20 protein-coding genes and 1 pseudogene are annotated in these 20587 nt (G+C 66.7%); 9 read left to right on the top strand and 12 right to left on the bottom strand.

Annotation, left to right across the window (positions count from 1 at the left end; genetic code table 11):
- Positions 1-50: 50 nt before the first annotated feature.
- Both ACYVF6_RS17260 and ACYVF6_RS17255 read left to right on the top strand, forming a co-directional pair.
- Positions 51-629 (top strand): annotated as a pseudogene (locus ACYVF6_RS17260) (aminoglycoside phosphotransferase family protein); the annotation flags it as partial.
- 46 nt (positions 630-675) lie between these two features.
- The gene (locus ACYVF6_RS17255; protein ID WP_460522385.1) at positions 676-954 is read left to right on the top strand and encodes a hypothetical protein; all 279 of its coding nucleotides are present in this window, start codon (positions 676-678) and stop codon (positions 952-954) included.
- 504 nt (positions 955-1458) lie between these two features.
- Here the strand turns inward: ACYVF6_RS17255 and ACYVF6_RS17250 are convergent.
- A complete protein-coding gene (locus ACYVF6_RS17250; RefSeq protein WP_460522360.1) occupies positions 1459-1695 on the bottom strand; it encodes a hypothetical protein in 237 nt (78 codons plus the stop codon).
- A 148-nt stretch (positions 1696-1843) separates the two neighbouring features.
- On the opposite strand from ACYVF6_RS17250, the gene ACYVF6_RS17245 reads away from it, so the two are divergent.
- Positions 1844-2584, top strand: coding sequence for a DinB family protein (locus tag ACYVF6_RS17245; protein WP_460522358.1), 741 nt, complete (start codon positions 1844-1846; stop codon positions 2582-2584).
- A gap of 81 nt (positions 2585-2665) precedes the next feature.
- On the opposite strand, the gene ACYVF6_RS17240 is transcribed toward ACYVF6_RS17245, so the two are convergent.
- The 4 genes from ACYVF6_RS17240 to ACYVF6_RS17225 form a co-directional block, all read right to left on the bottom strand.
- Positions 2666-3226 (bottom strand): hypothetical protein, encoded by a 561-nt coding sequence (locus ACYVF6_RS17240; RefSeq protein WP_460522356.1) that lies wholly within the window; start codon positions 3224-3226, stop codon positions 2666-2668.
- Positions 3223-3807 carry a hypothetical protein gene (locus ACYVF6_RS17235; RefSeq protein WP_460522354.1) on the bottom strand — a complete coding sequence of 195 codons (585 nt, stop codon included), beginning with the start codon at positions 3805-3807 and terminating at the stop codon, positions 3223-3225. The genes ACYVF6_RS17240 and ACYVF6_RS17235 overlap by 4 nt, the downstream gene beginning before the upstream one ends.
- Before the next feature lie 108 nt (positions 3808-3915).
- A complete protein-coding gene (locus tag ACYVF6_RS17230; RefSeq protein ID WP_460522352.1) occupies positions 3916-5649 on the bottom strand; it encodes a hypothetical protein in 1734 nt (577 codons plus the stop codon).
- A 715-nt stretch (positions 5650-6364) separates the two neighbouring features.
- A complete protein-coding gene (locus ACYVF6_RS17225; RefSeq protein WP_460522350.1) occupies positions 6365-7414 on the bottom strand; it encodes a LacI family DNA-binding transcriptional regulator in 1050 nt (349 codons plus the stop codon).
- Positions 7415-7634: 220 nt separating this feature from the next.
- Here ACYVF6_RS17225 and ACYVF6_RS17220 point away from each other — a divergent pair, with 220 nt between their 5' ends.
- Positions 7635-8096: a VOC family protein gene (locus ACYVF6_RS17220; protein WP_460522348.1), complete on the top strand. Its 462-nt coding sequence runs from the start codon at positions 7635-7637 to the stop codon at positions 8094-8096.
- Positions 8097-8372: 276 nt separating this feature from the next.
- On the opposite strand, the gene ACYVF6_RS17215 is transcribed toward ACYVF6_RS17220, so the two are convergent.
- Positions 8373-8576 carry a DUF7489 domain-containing protein gene (locus tag ACYVF6_RS17215; RefSeq protein WP_460522345.1) on the bottom strand — a complete coding sequence of 68 codons (204 nt, stop codon included), beginning with the start codon at positions 8574-8576 and terminating at the stop codon, positions 8373-8375.
- Positions 8577-8654: 78 nt separating this feature from the next.
- Here ACYVF6_RS17215 and ACYVF6_RS17210 point away from each other — a divergent pair, with 78 nt between their 5' ends.
- Entirely contained in the window at positions 8655-9281 is a 627-nt protein-coding gene (locus tag ACYVF6_RS17210; protein ID WP_460522343.1) for a TetR/AcrR family transcriptional regulator C-terminal domain-containing protein, read from the top strand.
- Positions 9282-9309: 28 nt separating this feature from the next.
- On the opposite strand, the gene ACYVF6_RS17205 is transcribed toward ACYVF6_RS17210, so the two are convergent.
- Positions 9310-12150, bottom strand: coding sequence for an ATP-binding protein (locus ACYVF6_RS17205; RefSeq protein ID WP_460522341.1), 2841 nt, complete (start codon positions 12148-12150; stop codon positions 9310-9312).
- Between the two features lie 158 nt (positions 12151-12308).
- Between ACYVF6_RS17205 and ACYVF6_RS17200 the strand changes: the two genes are divergently transcribed.
- From ACYVF6_RS17200 to ACYVF6_RS17185, 4 genes are all read left to right on the top strand, one after another.
- Positions 12309-12656, top strand: coding sequence for a VOC family protein (locus ACYVF6_RS17200; RefSeq protein WP_460522339.1), 348 nt, complete (start codon positions 12309-12311; stop codon positions 12654-12656).
- Between the two features lie 111 nt (positions 12657-12767).
- Positions 12768-13433 (top strand): glyoxalase, encoded by a 666-nt coding sequence (locus ACYVF6_RS17195; protein ID WP_460522337.1) that lies wholly within the window; start codon positions 12768-12770, stop codon positions 13431-13433.
- 81 nt (positions 13434-13514) lie between these two features.
- Positions 13515-14780: an MFS transporter gene (locus tag ACYVF6_RS17190; RefSeq protein WP_460522335.1), complete on the top strand. Its 1266-nt coding sequence runs from the start codon at positions 13515-13517 to the stop codon at positions 14778-14780.
- Between the two features lie 556 nt (positions 14781-15336).
- Positions 15337-15786 (top strand): MerR family transcriptional regulator, encoded by a 450-nt coding sequence (locus tag ACYVF6_RS17185; RefSeq protein ID WP_460522333.1) that lies wholly within the window; start codon positions 15337-15339, stop codon positions 15784-15786.
- A gap of 116 nt (positions 15787-15902) precedes the next feature.
- Here ACYVF6_RS17185 and ACYVF6_RS17180 read toward each other — a convergent pair whose 3' ends face one another.
- The 5 genes from ACYVF6_RS17180 to ACYVF6_RS17160 form a co-directional block, all read right to left on the bottom strand.
- Positions 15903-16868, bottom strand: coding sequence for an aldo-keto reductase family protein (locus tag ACYVF6_RS17180; RefSeq protein ID WP_460522331.1), 966 nt, complete (start codon positions 16866-16868; stop codon positions 15903-15905).
- A 406-nt stretch (positions 16869-17274) separates the two neighbouring features.
- On the bottom strand, positions 17275-17493 hold the full coding sequence (locus ACYVF6_RS17175; RefSeq protein ID WP_460522329.1) for a hypothetical protein: 219 nt from the start codon (positions 17491-17493) through the stop codon (positions 17275-17277).
- Positions 17430-17927 (bottom strand): hypothetical protein, encoded by a 498-nt coding sequence (locus ACYVF6_RS17170; protein ID WP_460522327.1) that lies wholly within the window; start codon positions 17925-17927, stop codon positions 17430-17432. The genes ACYVF6_RS17175 and ACYVF6_RS17170 overlap by 64 nt, the downstream gene beginning before the upstream one ends.
- Positions 17928-18219: 292 nt before the next feature.
- The gene (locus ACYVF6_RS17165) at positions 18220-18867 is read right to left on the bottom strand and encodes a lysoplasmalogenase (RefSeq protein WP_460522325.1); all 648 of its coding nucleotides are present in this window, start codon (positions 18865-18867) and stop codon (positions 18220-18222) included.
- Between the two features lie 729 nt (positions 18868-19596).
- Complete coding sequence (locus tag ACYVF6_RS17160; protein WP_460522323.1) at positions 19597-20508, bottom strand: SMP-30/gluconolactonase/LRE family protein; 912 nt, start codon at positions 20506-20508, stop codon at positions 19597-19599.
- Between the last annotated feature and the right edge of the window lie 79 nt (positions 20509-20587).

Below are 20587 nucleotides of genomic sequence, written 5' to 3'. Positions count from 1 at the left end.
ACTGGGTGACCGAGACGTACGGATTGCCGCTGGACATCAGTGGGCTTCTCATGGATCTGCTGAAGGTCGACAGCCTGTCCGAGCTCAGCGTCGAGAGGATGTCGGCGGCGACTATGTCCGTGGTCTGGCGGGTTCGTCATCCCAAGAGTGCGGACAACGACCTCGCGGTTCGACTGACCAGGAAGCCCCGGTTGTTGATCGAACGCATTTCGGCTGTCGTGGATTCGGTCGGATCCGTGCCGTGTCCGCGGACGCTGGCCGTCGGGACAGCATCGTTCGAGCGGCAGGACTGGACGTTCCAGATCTGCACCTGGTTGCCGCATCGGCAGGACGAGACCATCCCGCCTTTTGATGTCGGGCGGGCGATCGCGTTACTCCACGAGGATCTGGCCGCCAGCACTGCGGACTTCTCCGATCGGCCGTTGAGCTTCGATCTCACCGACGTCACGTCATCGGGCCCGAGGCGGGCGTGGCGGCAGGTCAGGGACGTGTGGGGTGACTATTTCGCGTGCTGGCAGAGCGTGCACGAAAGTGGGAAGGAATCACAGGTCCTCCACGGCGACATGCATTGGGGGAACATCGTGATGACACCGACCGGATCCGGCTTCATCGACTTCGACAAGGTGATGGTCGGGCCGGCCGTGTTCGACCTGGCGAAGTTGATAACCACGGGAAATGTTCCGGACGGACGAGACCGGAACCGTGGCCTACCTGCATCGGGACGCACACCGACTCGTCGAGGGTTACCAGTCCGTGCGCGCACTGTCGACCGAGGCCTTGACCGCGGCCACCGGTGCCTGTGTCCTGGTGAACGAGGCCACCGGCCTGCTGGGCGAAACACACGGGACACCGGCTTTGACGCAAACGGCGGAGGCAGTCGGACAATGGTGGCTCGAGCACAACAAGACCGACCGCGAGGACCCGCTCGGGCTCATCCGCCTTGCCCGCGGCTGAGATCACAGGCGGCATAGCTATCCGCTCGAGCAGCCGGCCTAGACGATCTGTTCCAAGGGGTCGCCGGTCAAGCGCGCGGCGCATGGCGCCGCGCTGGGAAGGCGGAGGAGGAGCCAGGAGGGGCCTCCGGCGATCGACGACAACGCAGCCAGCGTGGATGCCAGGCGTCGCGCGTCAGGCGACCCCTTGGAACAGATCGTCTAGTGGGACCTCGTGGCAGCCTCGGGCCTCACCCAGCTCCGCAACGCCTTCGTATGTGATGCGCTAGCACACCTCAGCAGCCCGCTGAAGCGATAGACACTGAGTGAATCAGGCGAGCCTCACTCCCGTTTCTTGGATACGGGACGGAGATGTGCCGCTGACGGGAGGCCGTGGAGCGGCATCTCGCTTACCGAAGGTGAGCGCAACTCTCGGCGCACGAGGGTGCGCTTCGTAGATCAGTCGCGCCTGGTGTCGATCCCAAGCCGCCTGGGCCGGTCGCGCTCTGGCGTCGGCTTGGTGGGCTCAGGTGGGGTCTTCCACCACGCGCAGGCCGCTCGCCCTGAGCGCATCGGCCAACGGCTCGGGCAGTGGCTGCGGACTCCAAGTGGTCAACGCGAAGCCGTGCACGTCATCCGAGTCCGCCTCGACGAGCGCGGGGGCGAGCAACATTGCGAACAGCGCTCGCTCGTCGCCCTCGAGTTGAGTCTGGGCGAAGTCGTGCACTTTCGCCGCGAGGCTCCTTGCAGCAGTGGTCTCCATGCTCTACCAGTCGGGGCAACCGCATTCCGGTTACATTGATCACACCGAGTAACCACGATCGGTCACCGCTTACCGGGTTACCGGCGGCTTCCCGGAGTTCTTCGGCGGACAGGCAGGCTTGTCGGTGCTCGGACCTATCATGCGGAGCATGACACGCTACGTCGACGAGGATCTGCACGGTGCGGAGTTCCGCGAGTGCGACCTGACCGGGGCACGCCTGATCGGCGTCGTGATGCAGGATGCGGTGATCGACGGTCTCATCACCAACCTCGTGGTCAACGGCGTCGAGGTCACTGAGTACGTCGAGGCAGAGCTCGACCGGCGTCATCCGGTGCGGGTGCTGATCCGCTCGGACGACCCTGCCGATCTGCGGGAGGCGTCGCGTCAGCTCCATACCGCCTGGGCCGCCACGATCGAGCGGATCCGCAGTAGGCCCGGCATCGAGCGCCGCAGCGTCAACGACGAGTGGTCGGCGGTGCAGACGATGCGTCACCTGGTCTTCGTCCACGACTCGTGGTTCCGCCGCTGCTGCCTGGGCTCCACGGAGCTGTTCACGCCGATGGGCATCGGGACGACCGTCGGGCCCTACCGTGGGGCGCACGGGCTTGACCTCTCGCTCGACCCGGCCCTCGACGAGATCGTGAGAGTGCGTGCCGCACAGACCGCCGAGCTCGAGGCCTGGCTCGACGAGGTCACCGCTGAGCAGCTCGCAGCGCGAGCCCCGGTGCCCGATGACGACGTCTGGCCGCCCTACGCCAGGGGCCGCTCGGTGCGGCAGTGCCTCCGCACGGTGCTCAACGAGACCTTCGAGCACCACGGCTTCTGCGTCCGCGACCTCGACCTGATCGAGGCACAGGACGCTGAGCTCGAGGCACAGTCCGCCGAGTAGGGCCGGCGACGGGCTCAGCATCGTGCGGATGCGGGCGTCGCTGACCGGTTGTATCCCGACGCGGAGGTGCGGTGCGAGTCGTCAGCGTTGGAGCTTGCCAACGATGACGCGGGCAAGGTCGAGGGTGCGCACCAACTCGTGGGTTCTGCCGTTGGACGGGCCGCCGTAGAGGAAGAGGAGCCCGTAGTCGCCGGAGATGATCCAGACGGAGTTGTCGGTGGATGGAGGAAGTGAGTCGTCCGGAGTGATTGGCTGACTGGGTTGATAGCTGATCTCGCCGCACATCTGCTCGCCGAACTCGGCGGTCTCCGACGGTTTGATCAAGTCCGCTTTCGACTTCGCCATCGTCTGCTCGTTCCGGCAGGCGGCATCGAAGTTCTCCTTGTCGTCACCACTCTGGAGAAAGACCGAGAGATTCGCGCCCTCCGACTTGGCGGTACAGCTGACCGCGGATTCGCCGTCCTTGTGGGGCTGCAGCTCGGGCTTCGGCACGAACGTGGCGAGTGCTTCGTCGCCGATGAACGAGCAGAGATCCTCGGGAACCGCACTGGCACTGTCCTTCGGCCACAGGAGAAAAGCAGCTCCGGCCAGGACGACGATCGCTGCGACGATGGCGGCGATCCACTTGCGGTTGCCAGTCATGACCCCAGCTTCGTGAAGATCGCGTCCGCCAGCACGGAGTCCCGCTCGATCACGAGTTTCCTGTCACCTGGCTTCACGTCGTAGGAAATGGAGAGCCGATCGTTGGCCTGGACGACGTAGATGTCACCAGTGGCGCCGAGCTGGGGCGAGGCCGAGATCCAGCCGCACATCCGATCGCTGAACGTGGATTCGGCGGGCTTGACCATCTCCTCTTGCCTCATGTCCTCACGCGAGGCCATGCTCTGGCACAGCGCCTTCGCGCCGTCCGCACTGTCCTCACCTCGTGAGAGCTCGACGCGTAGGCGCTGGTCTCCAGACGCCGACTCCGCGACGCACGTGCTGTCGACACCCTCGATCTTGCTGTATCGCAGCCGAGGGCTCGGAACGAGCTTGGTGAGATTCTCCGTGCCGATATACGAGCAGAAGTTGTCCGGCAACTCCGGCTCGCCGTTCGGCCAGAGCAACGCGACTCCGGCAACAACGACGATCGCTCCACCGAGAACGACGATCCATCGGTTCCGGAGCCGTTGGAACAGGTTCACCCGCTGGGGCGAGGATTCGGCTTCTGGTGGCGTTGTCATCCTGACTCTCCTTCTCGATCGCCTGCGAGGGCGACGGTATCGGCCACGCGAGCCACTGCCAGGGCTTCGGTCAGCAAGAGGTCGTGCGACGTCATCAACGGGCCGCGGCTATCGAGCCTTGTCATCCCGCGACCGACGCCGACGGCGGGGAATCCGCCAGGCCAGTACGATCGCCAGCCCGCCGACGACCAGCAGACCCGCGCCCAGAACCTGGTTCGGCCCCACGAAGCTCGTCGCCGTCGCCCAGAGACTCTTGGTGGCCGCCGGCCTCGACTGAACCGGCGCGACGTCCGACCTCGGCGCCGGCCGGGAGCTGGTGGTCCCCTTGACGTACGCCTGACTGGCTGTGATCCGAGGCCAGCGGGACTCGAACTCGGCCTTGCTCACGCGCTGCTGCTCGATCCTACTGAAATCGACACCGCCGGAAGCGTAGCCATAGAGCGCTTCGCGCGTGCACGCCGAACGAGCAGGGCGTTCGATGCAGCCGCTGAATTTGTTGTAGTTGCTGACATACTTCTTGAACGTGTCGTCCGGCACCCACCGCTGGTTCGACTCCCAACGGGAGATGTCACCGCTGTCGATCACGTCTTCCAAACCGGTCGGACGAGCCTTCGCCCGCTGGCGGACCGACTCGGCGGCGATCCGGCTGTAATAGACCCGGCGCAGCGCCGCGAACTCAGCGTCGTTGTTCACGGCCTGATTGACTCCAGGCAGGATGAGCCGGTTGAAGACCTGCGAGTTGTGGCGATCGATGCGCTTCGGCTGGTGTGGGCACGTACCGTACACGCCGGTTCCGGTGTCCTGCGCATAGTCGGTCTCAGCTTGCACCTTCAACGGTGCGTCGAGGATGTAGAGCTGGTCGCCCTCGCTGTAGACCTTGGCGATTCCCGGCGTGATCCACATCCGTAGGGAGACGCACTTGCGACCCTGGTAGCTCTGGATCTGCCGCCAGAAGTCCTCCGCCAGTTTGGTGTCGCCGTAGACGAGCTTGCCTTCGATCTTCTTCAGGTCGAAGTCGGCGTCCAGCAGAATGCGGCCGGTTCGGGTGCGACCGAACTGCTTGTCCATGATCCGATCGGGTTCGTTGGGATTCAGGTTGACCCAGAACTTCGAACGGTCGAGCGCCAGCCAGATGTAGAACGAGTCCGCGGTGTCAACCAGACCCTGCAGATCCATCGGATTGGTTTGTGCGGAGCTCGGTCTCCCGACGATCCCGTAGTCGAAGCCCTGCTGACCATCGGGAGGCGTCGACACCTGCCGCAACTCGACCGTGCTGAAGTCGATCCCACCAGGATCGCCGATCGCCGCCTTCGCAGCCCGCTGCCGCAGCGAGCCGGTCCCTGGCGTAGCGGCATTCGATTTGCCACCGGATCCTCGTACCGGCGGTGGGTCGAACGGGCTGCCGCCTCCGTTCCGCCGCTCCCAGTCGATCTGACCCCGGATCAGCCCCTCCTTGATCCGCCTGAAGCTTCGCTTCTCCTCCGCGGTCGTGTAGCCGACCATGTAGCGCATGTCCTTGGAGTACCGGAAACACTTCGGCCCGGACGTGCTGCACGGTGCGAGCTCGGACTCTCCGCCGATGAACTGCGAAGGCGTGATGTCGACCCGGTTCTTGGGCGCCAGCTCCCTGTCAATCTGCTTCTCGGTGGCGCCTTCCGCGAGCCGTTTCACCCGGTATTCGTACTCTCCCGCCTTCCGGAGAATCACCTGCTCCGAATGCCCGCGGCGCGGCACGCTCCTGGCGCACGTTTGAACCACGACATCGCCGGGCCTCATACCGTCGCTGGTGAGCTCGGCGAACAAGTCCGGATCCGTCTGCTCGATCTCCGCCGCATCCCGCACGATGAACGACAACCTCGGCGTCGACTCGCCCCCCACAGCCAGCCGGCTTCGCGGCCCGAAGAAAGAATACGCACGAGACGACAGCCCGGCTCTCAGACTGACGGCTCTCAGAAACACGACGGCGTAGTTCGTTCCCGCCCGATTCACAGTCGCAGTCCCATCCGCGACCCGGCACTGCCAGATCAGCCTCTGGTATGGCGAGCCATAGGGCGGATTCCCTGACCCGGCCGGAGCCATCGCCGTCGAGGCCGCCGACGACAAACCAGTGAATCCAACCAGTCCAGCAAGCAGGACCACGAGACTGACCACACGCTTCGGCATGCCTCATTGTCGTATCAGCGGCATTCCACCCGTATCCGGCGTGCACACTCCTGCCAGTCAATGGCATCAACAGCGCCCGAAAGAACCCAACCTGCGAGGGAACTCCACGACATCGGATCCGCACCGGCGCTCGCCTACACGGGTTTCACCTGCCAGCCGTAGGACAGTCCGGCCGCACTGAAAGCCACGGCCCTCCGCGCAGTATCGAACGCCGCGGCAGCGAATTCCCCATCATCTCTGAGCCCCTGTCAGGCGAGATCAAGCCTGGCCATTTGGTCTTCATGCCCTCGCTCTTTCACGGGAGTTCATGCAGACAAGTCATATCCAGCGGGCGGTTTCAGGACGGTAACACTCGTCAGCGAGCGGTGTGACCAGCGCATCCGGGCCGTTGGTGTCACCGTGGCGAGGCCGGCCCGGTGGTCGTACGGACGACAAGCTCGGCCGGGAGCAGGATCTGCCGTTCGGTGACCGTGTCCGGTTCGAGCAGCATCAGCCCGACAACGCGACCGCGGTCGAGCATGGACTGGTGGACGGTGGTGAGCCCGGCGGTCGCGGCCTCGGGCACGTCGTCGAAACCGACGACGGACAGGTCGACCCCAGGAGTCAGTCCGCGTTCGCTTGCGGCGTCGAGTACGCCGAGCGCCAGGACGTCGCTGGTCGCGAGGATCGCCGTGGGCCGGTCGGTCAGGTCGAGCAACCCGTTCGCTGCGGCGTGCCCGGCGGCACGGGAGTTCCGGTCCGCCGCGACCGGCAGGAGTTCCGCCTCCGGCAGTGCCCTGCGGTAACCCCGGAACCTGGCCTGCGCCGACCGGCCCACGACCTCGAGCACCTGGTCGGCCGCCGTGCCGCTTGCGCCCGCCTGCGTGGCCCGGGGTTTCTGTCCTTGTGAGCGGTCGATGACCACGCCGACCCGGCGATGGCCGAGGCGTCCCAGATGCTCGCCGGCGGCGAACGCGGCCGCCTCGTCGTCGATCCCGACGTACGCGAGGTCGGGATCGGTGGGCGGGGTGGTGGTGACCAGGGGCAGGCCGCGGGCGCGGATCACCTCGGCGGCCGGGTGGTCCTCGTCGACGCAGTACAGGCAGAAGCCGTCGACCACGGCCTTGCGTACGGCGTCGACCGCCGTGTCGATCGGTACCAGCAGCAGGCTGGTCGAATGCAGTTCCGCGGTTTCGGCGAGGCCTTGCAGAAACCCGACGGCGTACGGATCGGAGAACGCGAACGACAGGGTCTCGGTGAACAGCAGCCCGATCGACCCGGCCTTGCGACTGCGCAACGACCGCGCCGCCGCATCCGGCCCGGCGTAACCGAGCCGCCTGGCCTCGGCGAAGATCCGTTCGCGCAGCTCCGCGGCGAGTTGCTCGGGCCGGTTGTACGCGTTCGAGACCGTCGTCCGAGATACGCCGAGCGCGTCGGCGATCGTCTGCAGCGTCACACCCGGCATCGCACGAGCACCTCCACCCTCTCCATATCCGTCGTCGTCGCGCGCGGCTCGATCTTATTGGCCGCGGCGCTCGCGGGGATCGGGCCAGGTCGGCGGGCGCTGGCTCGATTCTTCTGAATCGATTCTCTTGATCGGTTCACAAGAACGATAAAGTCGGCTAGGCTCCCGCTGCAAGCACATCGTCAGAAGCTCATCCAGGTCATCTGAGAGGACACCGATCATGCAGACCCTGACCCCGTTTCTCTGGTTCGACGGCCAGGCCGAGGAGGCCGCCAGGTACTACACCTCGATCTTCGACGACGGCAAGATCACTCACGTCAGGCGCCACCCGGAGGCCGGAACTGTGCTGGAGGTCGACTTCCAGCTGGCCGGCCAACAGTTCATGGCTCTGAACGGCGGCGGCCAGTACCAGTTCAACGAGGCCGTGTCGTTCATGATCCAGTGCGACACCCAGGACGAGGTGGACCGCTACTGGAGCCGGCTCACCGGTGACGGCGGGGCGGAACGCCCGTGCGGCTGGCTGAAGGACAAGTACGGCCTGTTCTGGCAGATCGTCCCGAAGCTGATGTTCCGGATGCTCGACGACCCGGATCCGGTCAAGGCCCAGGCCGCGATGGCGGCGATGTTGAAGATGCACAAGATCGACTCCACCGTTCTGCAGGCGGCGTACGACAACGCCTGAGGAGATTGACCTTGCTCCCGCTTGGGCCACCTTCGTTGTCTCGGCGTGGGAAGGTCTCGGCTGCTCACCGTGAGGTCGACCGCGGGCCAGCCAGGACTGGCCGGCCGGTCCCAAGAGCCTGCTCGACGATGTCCGCGGCACGCTCGACGCCGTTCAGGCCGGCCAGTTCGCGCTGGCACTCGCGGGCCTTCTCCGTAGGTGCGGACGAGGGCCTCCGCCCCCGCCGTGCAAGAGGGCCACCTCACCGGCGCGGGCTTACGGTTCTACTCCGTTCGTTCATGGGCGACGCGGTTCCGCGCCCGCATCCTTGACGAGGCGGTCGCCGACGTTGAGTTCCTTCCAAAGCCTGCGGTCGACCCGGATCTTCTCAGTCCCACCGGCATCCATCTCGATGGTGACCTGTCGATAGAGGTTCGAGCCGTCCAGCAGCCCGCGCGACTTCTTGACCACCGTGCCGCTCCAGGCGTCTTCACGTCCCATGTCGTTTCCTCCGTTTCGTTCGTCCCACCGAAGACTATCAGCGATAACCTTGCGTGCGAAACGCGATACTCTTCTGCCATGCCGTACCCGTCCCGAACCGACCGGCGGGCGATCGTGTCGGCCGCGATCACAGTGATGGACGAGCGCGGACTGGACGACGTGTCGCTCCGGGCGATCGCCACACACCTCGGCATCCGTCAACCGGCTCTTTACCACCACTTCGCCAGCAAAGCCGAGCTGCTGGACGCCGCCGCCGACGAAATCCTCGATCGCTGGCACACCGACCGCCTACCCGCTAACGGCGAGCGATGGGACGAGTTCGTCGCCAGGAACGCGCGGAGCCTGCGGCGGGCGATGCTCAGCGTCCGCGACGGTGCCCGGCTGATCGCGTCATCCGGCGCCCGAAGCCCTCGCCTGGACAACGCGATCGCTCAGGTGGCCCTTCTGGAAGGTGCCGGCTTCAGAGCGACGGACGCCGTCCTGGCTCTGATCGCGGTCTCGCGCTACACCATCGGCTCCGCGATCGAACAGCAGACGACTCGCGACAGCGGAGACATCGTCATCGACACCAACCGGGACGACGACGTGGCGGGCCACATCATCGACACCACACGGCAAGTCGTCGCACTCGGTCAAGACCACGAGTTCGAGACTGGTCTCGCCGCCCTCATCCGAGGACTCGACCCCACCACTTCTCGCTCGTAACGCTTGGGTCTGTCATCAGCGAGAGCCGTTACCCCTGTGTCATGGGGGTGAGGCCGAGGTCGGTGAGGATGGCGGTGCCGCAGACGGCGTGGTCGCCGCCGGCCAGGATCAGGGTTCGTGCCACCTGGTAACGGCAGCCGGCGGCGTCGAACGCGGCCGCCGTGGCCAGCAGCCGCTTCTGGTCGTTGTCGAGCAGCGCCGCGGCGCGTTCCACGATGGCGGCGGCGACCGGGTTACCGGCCACTGTGGTCCGGGCCTTGGCCAGCAGGTCGGCGGCTTCGGGGGCGCCGGCGAGAACGGCGGCCTCGGCGCGCAGCGCCATGTACCAGTGGAGCCAGATCCACGTGACCCATTTCCACACGTCGCCGGGTGCGGGGGCCAGCCGTTCCAGCGCCGCCGACGCGCGTCCCTTGTGGAGAAGCTTGATGGCGTCGAAGACGGCCAGGAAGCTGACGGTGTGACCGGGGAGGGGGTCGATGTGGGCCAGCACCGCATCCCATTCGCGGCTGGCGGCGGAATCGCCGCGCAGCTCGTGGATCATCGCCGTCCCCGCGGCGGCCGGGGCCAGGTGGCGTCCGGCCGGGCGGCCCGCCCGGCGCCACAGCTCCAGAAACCGGTCGCCGACCTCGGGTATCTCCTCGACGCCGCCGCCGAGCGCGTCGGTGACCAGCAGCCAGGCCGTCGGACGGTACCCGATCTCGGTCAGCAACGGATGGTCGGCGAGCCGCTGTACCCACCGCCGGGCACCGGCCAGGTCGCCCACGCCCAGAGCCGCCTCGATGGCCTGACTGAGCGCGTCCATGAGTTCCAGCGTGCGCTGCGGGCTTTCGGCGAGCGACGACATCAGTTCGATCCGGCGTCCGATCGTGTCGGCGGCGCCGAACGCGTCTCCGCCCCAGCTTTGCGCCCCGGTGAGCGCGTCGAGGGCGGCGGACTCGGCGAACGGGTCGCCAGTGCGGTGCGCGAGCTCGACGGCCCGTTCGGCGTGCGCCAGGGTGGTCGGCACCTGGTTTTCGGACGGGCCCTGCGCCGCGCCGAACGCGTCGTACAGCACTGCGGCCTCGGCCAGCGCAACCGCCGCGAGCGCGGTCGGGGCGTCACCGGCGAGTACGCGGGCCCGGTCGATGAGCGCGACCGCCTCGTCCAGGGACGGCGGCCGGCGGAACTCGCCGGAGAACCGGTACGCGTGGGTGGCGGCGGTCGCCAGGTCACGGGCGGCTCCAGCGGTGTCCCCGGCCCGCAGCGCGGCGTCGGCGGCCTTCTGGTGCAGGCGGTACATGTCGTCGCCGCGTAACCGGCACGCCGCGACGGCGGCGGCGTGCCGCAGCGTTACCGCTTCGTCGGCGGGGTCAGCTGCGAGCTCGGCAGCTTGCTCGTGCCGCTGCTGCGACTCGCCGATCAGGCCGCGAGCGAACGTCAGTTCCGCCAGCCGCTGTGCCAGTTGGCACGCGTCCGCGCGGTGCTCCGGCTGCTCGGCCGCCCACGCCAGGGCGGCGCGCAGGTCGTCGGCCACTGGGTCGAAGCGGGCGCGCCATTCGGTTCGCGCGTTCTCCTCGTCGGTGCGGTGGTCGTCGGCCGAGGGCTCGAAGCCGGTGTGCCGGTCCACTCCGGTGGCGGCCAGGCCCGCGGTGACGGTCAGGCACCAGCGAACATGCCGGGACCGGACGTCGTCCAGCTCGCCTGCCGTGGTGAGGTGCTCGATGCCGTACTGACGGATGGTCTCCAGCGCCCGGTACTGGGTGCCGCGTGTCGAGGACGTCATCACGAGCAGGTTCTGTTCGGCGAGCCGGGCGAGTCCGTCGGCGACGATGCCCGGTTCGGCCCCGGTCAGCCGTGCCGCGGCCGCGACGGTGAACGGCGACACGAACACCGAGGCCAGGTGCAGCAGCCGCCGATCGGCGGGGTCCAGCAGGGCGTGACTCCAGTCCAGTGCCGCCCGTACCGAGCGGTGCCGCTCGTCGGCGCGCGAGCCGCCGGACAGCATTCGCAGCGGATCCGCCAGCGCGGTGGTGACGCCGTCGAGCCCCAACGCCGGATACCTGGCTGCGGCCAGCTCGATCGCCAGCGCCATGCCGTCCAGTCGCTCACAGATCGTGGCGATGTGCTCGCGCAGTGCGGTATCAGGTGCCGGGCCGCCCGCCGCCGCCCGGTCCAGGAACAGCGCTACCGCGTCGCCCTCGCCCGTCAGTGACAGCGGCGGCACCGGATACACCCGTTCGAACGGCACCATCAGCCGGGCCCGGCTGGTCGCCAGTACCGTCAACCGTGGACACGTAGTGAGCAGTCGCTCCACGAACAGCGCCACCCCGTCGCGGACCTGCTCGCAGTTGTCCAGCACCAGCAGGGCGCGCTGGTCACCGAGCGCTGCGAACACCGACTCGTCCCGGTCGCGGCCGGGCTGTTCCCCGAGGCCCAGCGCGTCGGCGACCGCGTCGGCGACCATCTCGGCGTCGGTGGTCGGGACCAGGTCGACGAACCAGATCCCGTCGGGGAACTCGCTTGCCGCGTCGGCCGCCACGCTGAGCGCAAGCCGGGTCTTGCCCACCCCGCCGGGGCCGACCGCCGTCACCTGCCGGTGCGTCGCGATCATCTCGATCAGCTCGTCCCGCTCCCGTACCCGGCCGACGAACGAGGTGAGCGGGGTCGGCAGCACCGCCACCGCACCGGAACCGTCGACGTTGTCCGGCTGTGACGCGCGTCGGGCGAGCGCCCGCCGATCCGGCGCCCCAAGCTTGCGCAGCAGCGAGGAAACGTGGCTTTCAACTGTGCGCACCGAGAGGTACAGCCGCGCGGCGATCTCGGCGTTGCTTAGGTGCTCGCCGACCAGCGCCAATACCTCGGCCTCCCGGCTGGAGATCTCCGTCGTCACCGTCTCATTGTGCCGCGCTCGTGGGTGTCGGCTATCCGTGCTTGCTTTCCGTGGTCGGCACGGATGCGGATCAGTAGTGCCGGCGGCGAGGCTGGCAACACGTTCCCAGCAGGAACGCGAACACCGGGTCGAGGTGACCCGCGGACAGAGGAGAAACCATGTCTACCCAGGGAATCAAGACCGTTCTGCACCCCGTGGCCGACCTGGCCGCGGCCAAGGCCGTGTACACCGCGCTGCTGGGCGCCGAGCCGCAGGTCGACGGGCCCTACTACGTCGGCTTCGACGTCGAGGGTCAGCACATCGGACTGGTGCCCGGCGGCGGCGCGCAGGGCATGACCTCGCCGGTGGCCTACTGGCACGTACCCGACCTCGCTGCGAAGCTCACCGAGCTGACCTCGGCCGGTGCCGCGGTCAAGGAAGCCGCTCACAACGTCGGCGGCGGACGGCAGGTGGCCACCGTCATCGACACCGACGGCAACGTCCTCGGCCTGATCCAGGACCAGTGACACCGAGCGTCCGCTCACGTTCTACCGGCCGCTCGTCCTGGAGCGGCGCGCCCGACCGTTGGTGATCGCCACCGAAATCAACCCGAATCAACGCTACGAAAGAGATCAGTCATGTCCTCCATCGAATCCGTGACCCTCGAAGTCCCCGACCCGCAAGGCGCCAGCGCCTTCTACACCGCGGCCTTCGGCCTGGGCGACCGAATCCGGGTCCGTGCCTCTCAGGCACCCACGACCGGTTTCCGCGGCTTCACGCTGTCACTCGTGGTCGCGCAGCCGAATATCGTCGACGGTTTCATCGGCACCGCTCTCGACGCTGGAGCGACGGTCCTGAAGCCCGCCACCAAGAGCTTCTGGGGCTACGGCGGTGTCGTCCGCGACCCGGACGGCGCTATCTGGAAGATCGCGTCGTCCTCGAAGAAGAACACCGGCCCGGCCAACCGACGGGTCGACGAGCTCGTGCTGCTGTTGGGCGTCGCCGATGTCGCCACGACCAAAAGGTTCTACGCCGAGCGCGGCTTGCCGGTGGCCAAGAGCTTCGGCCGCAAGTACGTCGAGTTCGCCACGGAGCACATCAAACTGGCGCTGTACGGACAGCGCACTGCCGCCAAGGACGCCGGTGTTTCCCCTGAAGGCACCGGATCCCACCGGATCATCGTCAACGGCGACGCCGGGACGTTCACCGATCCGGACGGCTTCCGGTGGGAGACCACCACAGCCTCGTCTGGGCGGAGAGACAACGTAGTCGCGCGTGCCGTCGACGCTGAGATCTCCGGATAGTCCTCATCGGCCGGACGGTGGGTCGCAACCACCGTCCGGCCTTCGTCCTGCGCCCGACGACCGACTCACAAAGGTGCCGTGATGCTTCAGTCCCTCGTCCCCGCCTCGTATCGGCAGGTGCTGGCCAACCGGGTGTTCCGGCGGCTCATCGGCGGCTTCGGGGTCTCCTACCTCGGTGACGGCATGACCTTCGTCACGGCGGCGTGGCTGGCCATCGAGCTCGCTCCCCGTGACTCCGTGGAGTTGTGGGTCGGCGGCGCGGTCGCCGCGTACACGCTGCCGGGCGTGGCCGGCGCGCTGGCGTTCGGCCGCAAGCTGCGCCGGGTCCCGGCCAAGCGCCTGTTGCTGGCGGACAACATCGCGCGCGGTTTGTGTCTTGGTGCCGTACCGCTGTTCTGGCTGGCCGGGCTGCTGACACCGTGGCTGTACGTCGTCCTGCTCGCGGCCTCCTCGCTGCTGCACGCCTGGGGCAACGCGGGCAAGTACACGTTGCTGGCCGATCTGCTGCCCAGTAACCGGCGGCTCGCCGCCAACACGCTGGTCGGGTCTCTCCAGTTCGCCGCCACCATTGCCGGACCCGCGATGGCGGGCGTACTGGTGACCTACATCAGCTCCGCCCTCGTGCTCGGCCTGGATGCGCTCAGCTACCTGTTCCTCGCCGTGCTCGTCGCCCGGACCAGGTTCCCGGAACCGAGGCACGTCGCACCCGTCGATCAGGAGGTAGCGCGCGGCGGGCTGGCGATGCTGCGATCTCATCGGGAACTGCTCGGGCTGTTGACGCTCACCTGGTTCTTCAACTTCCTCTACGGCCCGGTCGAGGTCGCACTTCCGCTGCACGTGACGGGTGACCTGGGTGCCCCCGGCACCCTGTTGGGCCTGTACTGGGCGTTGTTCGGTGCCGGCGCGGTGGTCGGCGGTCTCGCGGTCGGTGCGCTGAAACGACTGCCGCTGTGGCCGGTGACGATCGGCATCGTGATCGGCTGGGGGCTGATGCTGCTGCCGTTCGGTTTCGGCGTGCCGACGGTGGTCACCGTGGTGTGCTTCACGGCCGGCGGTGCGATCTACGGGCCCTTCGTGGCGCTGTCGGTGACTCTGATGCAGGAGAAGGCACCAGCCCAGTACCTGACCTCGATACTCGCGGCTCGTAGCGCTGTACTGCTCACCGCGTCACCACTGGGTACCGCGCTCGGCGGGCCGCTCACCGCGGCGCTGGGAACACGCGCGACACTCAGCGGCTCAGGGCTGGCCACCGTCGCGCTCGGGCTCGTTGCGGGCGTCCTTCTGCTGACCCGGCGCCGGCCGAACTCTCCTGCTGATCAGCAAGGAAGGCTGGGGCGGACAGGCTGACCTCCTGCTTGCTGGACTGGTTGGATTCACTGGTTTGTCGTCGGCGGCCTCGACGGCGATGGCTCCGGCGGGTCAGGGAATCCGCCCTATAGCTCGCCGGACCAGAGGCTGATCTGGCAGTGCCGGGTCGCGGATGGGACTGCGACTGTGAATCGGGCGGGAGCGACTACGCAGTCGTGTTTCTGAGGGCAGCCAGCTTGGCTTCGTAAGGACTGCCACCTGCCCGAAGAGGGTTGGGGTCTGATCACCTTTTCGCAGGCACGGGCCCCAGAGCGAGAAGAGATTCACCGACACATGCGGGCACCGAACCGGCCGACCGCATATGTGAACCACATCAACCACCTGTACATCCCCACCAGGGCCGGAGCGTGCGCCGGTGTCAGTGGCGACGTAGAGAAGCTGACCGGCCGGCCCCCCGCGCACCTTCCGCGCCTACGCCGAGGAGACGTGGTCAGTGTCCGACGACACGCTGCCGCGTTCTCAGGACTATTCGACATTCCTCTCGGCCGGCGGTAACTAGACTGGACTTTGGGTCAAAGGTCGAGTGGAGCGAGTCATGGATAGCTCTGAGCAGACTCTTTCGATCGGTGAGGTCGCCGAGCAGACGGGCCTGAGCGTGCATGCGCTGCGCTGGTTCGAGCGCGAGGAGTTGTTCTTGCGACCGATCCCGCGCGTCCATGGGCGACGTGTTTTCGAGCAATCTGATGTGGCATGGCTCAATCTCTGCGGTCGGCTTCGGGCATCCGGGATGCCGATAGCAGACATCCGGCAGTTCACGGCGCTCGTCCGGGTCGGCGACGGTAACGAAGCCGAACGGTTCGCGTTGCTCGAGGCGCACGAGCAAAGGGTCCGCGTTCATATCGCGGAGTTGCGGGAGTGCCTAACGATCATCAACGGCAAGGTCGACGTCTACCGCCGACATCTGGCGGAGGGTGTGGCGGCTGGCCTTTGGGCCCCGACGACGTCGGGCGACGGTCGCTGGTCAACTCAGTACTCGACCGGATGATCGACACCGGATCAACTTCTAGCCACTGGGGCAAGCTTGGCTGCCGGCCCTTTGCCCCGTGAACATACTCACCTCAGTTCCCCAACCAGATCGTGAGATCGCGCCGCTGCCGCTCGTCACCTGAGCCGCAGGGCGTCGATGGCGGCGATCTCCTCGGAGGAGAGCGGACCGGCCGCCTCGGCGTCGAGGCACTGTCGGAGTTCTTCTCGGTTTTTTACGCCCAGGATCACTGTGTCGACGCCCGCCATGCTCAGCGCGTAGCGGTGAGCCATCGTCGCTGGGTCGGCGCCCCAAGAGTCGCAGATGGCCCGAAACGGCGCGGACCGGTCGAAGTCGAGGGCTTCCGGCGCTTCCGGCGGGAGCGTGCGGTCGATCCTCTTCGTGAGCGCGCCCGCCCCCACGGCTCGGATGCCCATGACGCCGACACCGTTCTGTTGGGCGGTGGCGATGATTTCCCGCGCCAGCGACGGACGAAATTCGCTGAGCCCACCGGGGCTGTCGAGGAGGTTGGTCACCGCCTGAACTGCGCCGGGCCTCGGCTCGTGCTCGAGCGCGGCGATGATCGACTGCGCGACCGCGCTGCCGGTGAGGCCCCAGGTACCGATGAGCCCTTCCCGCATGAGCCGTTCCATGGCCGGCACGACCGCTTCGAGATAGGTCGACCACGCCGTCTCCAACTGGGACCGCCGCTCGTTGTCCTCGGGGAAGGTGAAGTCGTCCGGATAGATCTGGCTGTGGAGGAAGAAAATGTCCACCCGTTCGAGGCGCATTACTGCGAGGCTTCGCTCGAGCGAGGCGCGAAGCCGCGGATATACCTCCTCGGCCGGCGGTGTGCCGAGGCCGCATTTGGTAGTGATCCGCACCCCGTCGGGCAGGCGGCCGCCGAAGGCCGCACCGATGAGCTCCTCGCAGACCTTGTAGCCCGGAGCGGCGTCAATGAGGTCGATGCCGGCATCGACCGCCATCCTGAGCGTTGCGATCCCTTCCTCTCGACTGGTGCTCCCCCAGACCTGGCCGATACCACCTCCACCCAATGTCAGGCTGCTCACCTGGCCGATCGCGCCGAGCTGACGCTTCTGCATCTCCAGTCTCCATTCGTTTACTGTCCCTATCGGGTTTCTGCGGCTCGGAGGCCCGACGGTCGGCCCGACGAGCGGGACTCCGAGCTGGAACCGCCGGTCCTGAGCTGGAACTACGCTGGCGGCTTGTCGCATGCAGTTCGTCGTCCCACACCAGCGTGCGAGCTTCGCCCGCTCGTCCTCGAGACGTCCGCGAACGAGCGAGATGCATCTGGTGAATGGTGGCCCCTAACGAAGCCACCATTGGCTCATCGGCTGTTAGGGGCCAGGAAGGTCCATGACACCAGCGGGACGGAAGATTCGTTGTCGACGTGATCACGCACCCCACAACGACCGCGCTTCGACGTCCGTGAGCCGATCGTTGAACGTTGCCATGCCGCGGACTCTAGCTACTAGAGTGCACTCTAGGTCAAGCCCAAGGCTTCAGCCGGGGCATCGCGGATCGATGCCATTCGTGTGCGGTGTACGGCCAGGCATTCATAGTCTGTGCCGTGCGGAAGCCACGGGTGATCGTGCCTTCGCTCGTGTCCTGAGGCGGATTAGCTGTGTCGACGAGCAACTCGTTCAGCTCGTCCGCATCATGGCCAAGCGCCTCCGCACACAGCACAATCGGTCCTCGTTCGGCCACCACGCAGCCACGCACGGCGTCGATCCGTGGGTCGGGGTGAGTCCATCGCGGTTGCATCGGTAGCACAAGCCGAATTTCCTCGCCGACTGCGAACGGTCGCTGAATTGCCAGCCGGCGGCCTGCCGGGGCCGGCTGGTCCGCTCCCCTGGGACACTGAGAACAGCGCCGGTTACCCATTGCGGTACGCGCAGCGACAGCGTCCAGGATCTGCCGTCAGTCTCGGTGATGCGTACCGTGACAGTGCCTTCCTCCGGATGGCCCGTGCTCACCGTTAGCCCGACCGGCCGCCCATCCGGGAAGTTGGTGCGCAGGTCGGCGTCGACGTACTGGTGAATCTGGAGGCCGTCAGCGTCGGCGGCGGCGACGTAGGCGGAAAGGCTGGCCAAGGTCCGGGCGATGTTGGGAAGGCCGCAGGACACCTCGAACCATTGCACTCGTGGCCCGTCACCGAAGCTGAGCACTTCCCGCTCTGGGTTGAGTTCCGCTGTCGGAACTCGATGATGGTGGGCGTTGGCGTAGAAGAACGACTGCCCAGAATCCACCGGTGATGCGGGTCTCGTGCAGGCCTAGCGGACGCAGTGCACCCCGTCCGGGTACGACAGACCGGCCTTCGGTCGGATCGATGGGCAGATCGGTCATTGATCTCGTCCGTTCGCGGCTCTAGAGCTCACTCAGACGGCTAGGTTGACATCAGCGAGGACCTCTCGGAATGACTTCGGCTACAGCCTACGTCTCTCGACGTTGAGGCCAGTTGCGCGCGATGATCCACTGACCGACGATGTATGTAGCAGCGATCATGACATCCTGAAGCGGAAAGTGATGATCGGCCAATCCGAGACCGATCGTCACGTCGGATACCACGAACAAGGCAGCGCCCACACCCAGACGGCGGCTTGTCGCAGCCGCAGCGACAGACATGCTGAACAACAAAGCGCCATAGGCGCAGATCACGAGACGCACCGATCCAAGTTGTGGCCACAGCCACCAGGCGGACAGGCTGTAGAGTGCGTACCACAAAAGCGGTCCTCGCCTCGTCCTTAGTGACCGTCCGGCGCCGTACTTCAGAAATCCATAGATGTAGCAGAGATGCGTGCAGCTGAACATTGCAATACCTGCGAGCAGAGCTCGGCTGCTTCCGAAGAGTAGCGCCGCGTCACCGGCGGCCGAGAACGCCAGCCCGGTGAACAGTGGTGCAGCATTGGCCCTATGGCGGTGTGGAGTCGCATGAAGCGTATAGGCGGCCAGCCAGATCATCATCGTCGGCTGGGTGACCAGCCTAAGCCAGTCAAGATGGACTGTCACCGAGGTGAGATAGCCAACAACACAAAGCGCTCCCGCAAGCCAGATGGCGTAGCGAGCCAAACCAATACGCACCTTGCCATATGGTTCGTCGTTCTCGGTATCTCGCCTAGGGCCAGTAGATACATGGCTGCCCGGCCTGATCAAGCTGAAACCTTTCTGGAAAGCCGCTTCCTCCGCCAGGCCACGGCAAAACGTGATGCCTGTCTGACAATCGCGATGTTATCGACCGCCTGCACATATTTCGCATGAGTGAGGCGTCGCCGCCGACGACAATCCTGGGCTCGCCAACACATCAGAGGGCCGACGGATCGGTCAGACCTGCAACCGGCACCCGCGTTCATGCTTGGCCGATGACGGCCACAGGCGAAGACTTCTGGCTGACGAGAGCCCTGTCGCAATCGTCCCGAACCAGCGGGTAGATCATTTTCCCGGGAGCTGCGCCTGAGCGAAGTAGGCAGCCGCGCGGCGCAGGGTCTCGTTCGCCGGGTGACAGGCTGGCGCCCAGATAGGGCAAGCTGAATGATGTGGGCTGATGCTTGTCGCCCTCGGACCGGCCGGGACCTGTCGACGTGAGAAGTCCGTCCGGGACGCGGCGGTCTGGGTCAGTCGACGTCGCCAATCCAAGCGTGTCAACGGCCAGTGCCCCCCGTGGGCGGCCAGCAGGGAAACAAACGACCGCCCACTGGGGAAGTCACTGGCCATTGACACCAGCGGCCTCGTATCGTGCTGGCCGGACACAGGTCCACCTCCAGGCACGCGACACCAACGGCTCTTCGTTCGGGCTCGGGTCGAACCTGTTCGTTACAGGCGACGCAGGACGAAGTCGGTTGCCGTGCCGCCGGCGGTGAACTTGTCGAGGCGGCCATCGACCACGTAGACGCCGTACGGAGTTTCTGTGGCCGTGGTCGGGGCCGGGTCCAGCCATGGGGTCGTACGCAGCGGGACCACCGCGTTTCCGGCCAGCGCCAGTTCGTGCACGGCGGCCTCGCTCCCGGCCAGGCCGGTAAGCGAGTTGGTGACCACAACGAGCGTGCCGTCGCGCCGTAGGACCAGGCCGTCGGCGCCCACCAGCGGTGGTGCCTGTAGCTCGGTCAGATGTCCTCTGGACAGGCGGTACAGCTTGCCCGTGGTGTAGTTGGCGATCACGAGGTAGCCGCGGGGGTGCCACACGATCCCGTTGGCACCCGGCGACAGCCTCGGGTCGCTCACCAGCGTGGTCTTGTGACCGGTCAGGTCCACCTGGTAGACCGCGCCGGCGCCGATGTCGGTCACGTACGCGTTGCCGGCCGGATCCAACGCCACGTCGTTCGCCGCGTGGCCTTCGCCGGACAGGTCGACCAGGTGCTCGCGTGCACCGGTACGCAGGTCGTAGATCCCCAGGTAACTTGGGCCGGGCGCGAACGGGCTGCCGTTCACGGCGAGGATCCGGTTCCGGGGCGCGTCGACCTTGAGGCCGACGAAGTTCACCAGATCGGGATCGGTCACCACGGTTCTCACCTCGCCGTCTCGGTCCACTGCCGAGATGGTGGCGGGCTGCTGCCACGAGCCGACCAGCAGTGACTGCCGGGTCGGGTCCCAGGCCACCCCTTCCGGAAACAGGTTGTTGGCCGCTGGCGTCAGCACCGGCGGCAGGCCGGGCGTCGTGGCCGAAGCACCGGCCGGGACGCCGACCAGGCCGGCCGCCAGAGCGGCGGCGATGAGTAGCGAACGCATCGTTCTCCTTTAGGTCGTAGGACGGAATGTCGAAGGACTGGACCGATGCTGTCCCGGTCGCGCCCGCTTATCCAGCCGC

This window comes from Flindersiella endophytica, from assembly GCF_054779015.1.
The sequence above is the reverse complement of the archived record's forward strand: the minus strand, read 5'-3'. Positions and strand labels throughout refer to the sequence as shown.

Coding starts and splice junctions, on each gene's coding strand:
- ACYVF6_RS17255 (WP_460522385.1), top strand. CDS start 676: ATGTTCCGGACGGACGAGACCGGAACCGTGGCCTACCTGCATCGGGAC.
- ACYVF6_RS17250 (WP_460522360.1), bottom strand. CDS start 1,695: ATGGAGACCACTGCTGCAAGGAGCCTCGCGGCGAAAGTGCACGACTTC.
- ACYVF6_RS17245 (WP_460522358.1), top strand. CDS start 1,844: ATGACACGCTACGTCGACGAGGATCTGCACGGTGCGGAGTTCCGCGAG.
- ACYVF6_RS17240 (WP_460522356.1), bottom strand. CDS start 3,226: ATGACTGGCAACCGCAAGTGGATCGCCGCCATCGTCGCAGCGATCGTC.
- ACYVF6_RS17235 (WP_460522354.1), bottom strand. CDS start 3,807: ATGACAACGCCACCAGAAGCCGAATCCTCGCCCCAGCGGGTGAACCTG.
- ACYVF6_RS17225 (WP_460522350.1), bottom strand. CDS start 7,414: ATGCCGGGTGTGACGCTGCAGACGATCGCCGACGCGCTCGGCGTATCT.
- ACYVF6_RS17220 (WP_460522348.1), top strand. CDS start 7,635: ATGCAGACCCTGACCCCGTTTCTCTGGTTCGACGGCCAGGCCGAGGAG.
- ACYVF6_RS17215 (WP_460522345.1), bottom strand. CDS start 8,576: ATGGGACGTGAAGACGCCTGGAGCGGCACGGTGGTCAAGAAGTCGCGC.
- ACYVF6_RS17210 (WP_460522343.1), top strand. CDS start 8,655: ATGCCGTACCCGTCCCGAACCGACCGGCGGGCGATCGTGTCGGCCGCG.
- ACYVF6_RS17200 (WP_460522339.1), top strand. CDS start 12,309: ATGTCTACCCAGGGAATCAAGACCGTTCTGCACCCCGTGGCCGACCTG.
- ACYVF6_RS17195 (WP_460522337.1), top strand. CDS start 12,768: ATGTCCTCCATCGAATCCGTGACCCTCGAAGTCCCCGACCCGCAAGGC.
- ACYVF6_RS17190 (WP_460522335.1), top strand. CDS start 13,515: ATGCTTCAGTCCCTCGTCCCCGCCTCGTATCGGCAGGTGCTGGCCAAC.
- ACYVF6_RS17185 (WP_460522333.1), top strand. CDS start 15,337: ATGGATAGCTCTGAGCAGACTCTTTCGATCGGTGAGGTCGCCGAGCAG.
- ACYVF6_RS17180 (WP_460522331.1), bottom strand. CDS start 16,868: ATGCAGAAGCGTCAGCTCGGCGCGATCGGCCAGGTGAGCAGCCTGACA.
- ACYVF6_RS17160 (WP_460522323.1), bottom strand. CDS start 20,508: ATGCGTTCGCTACTCATCGCCGCCGCTCTGGCGGCCGGCCTGGTCGGC.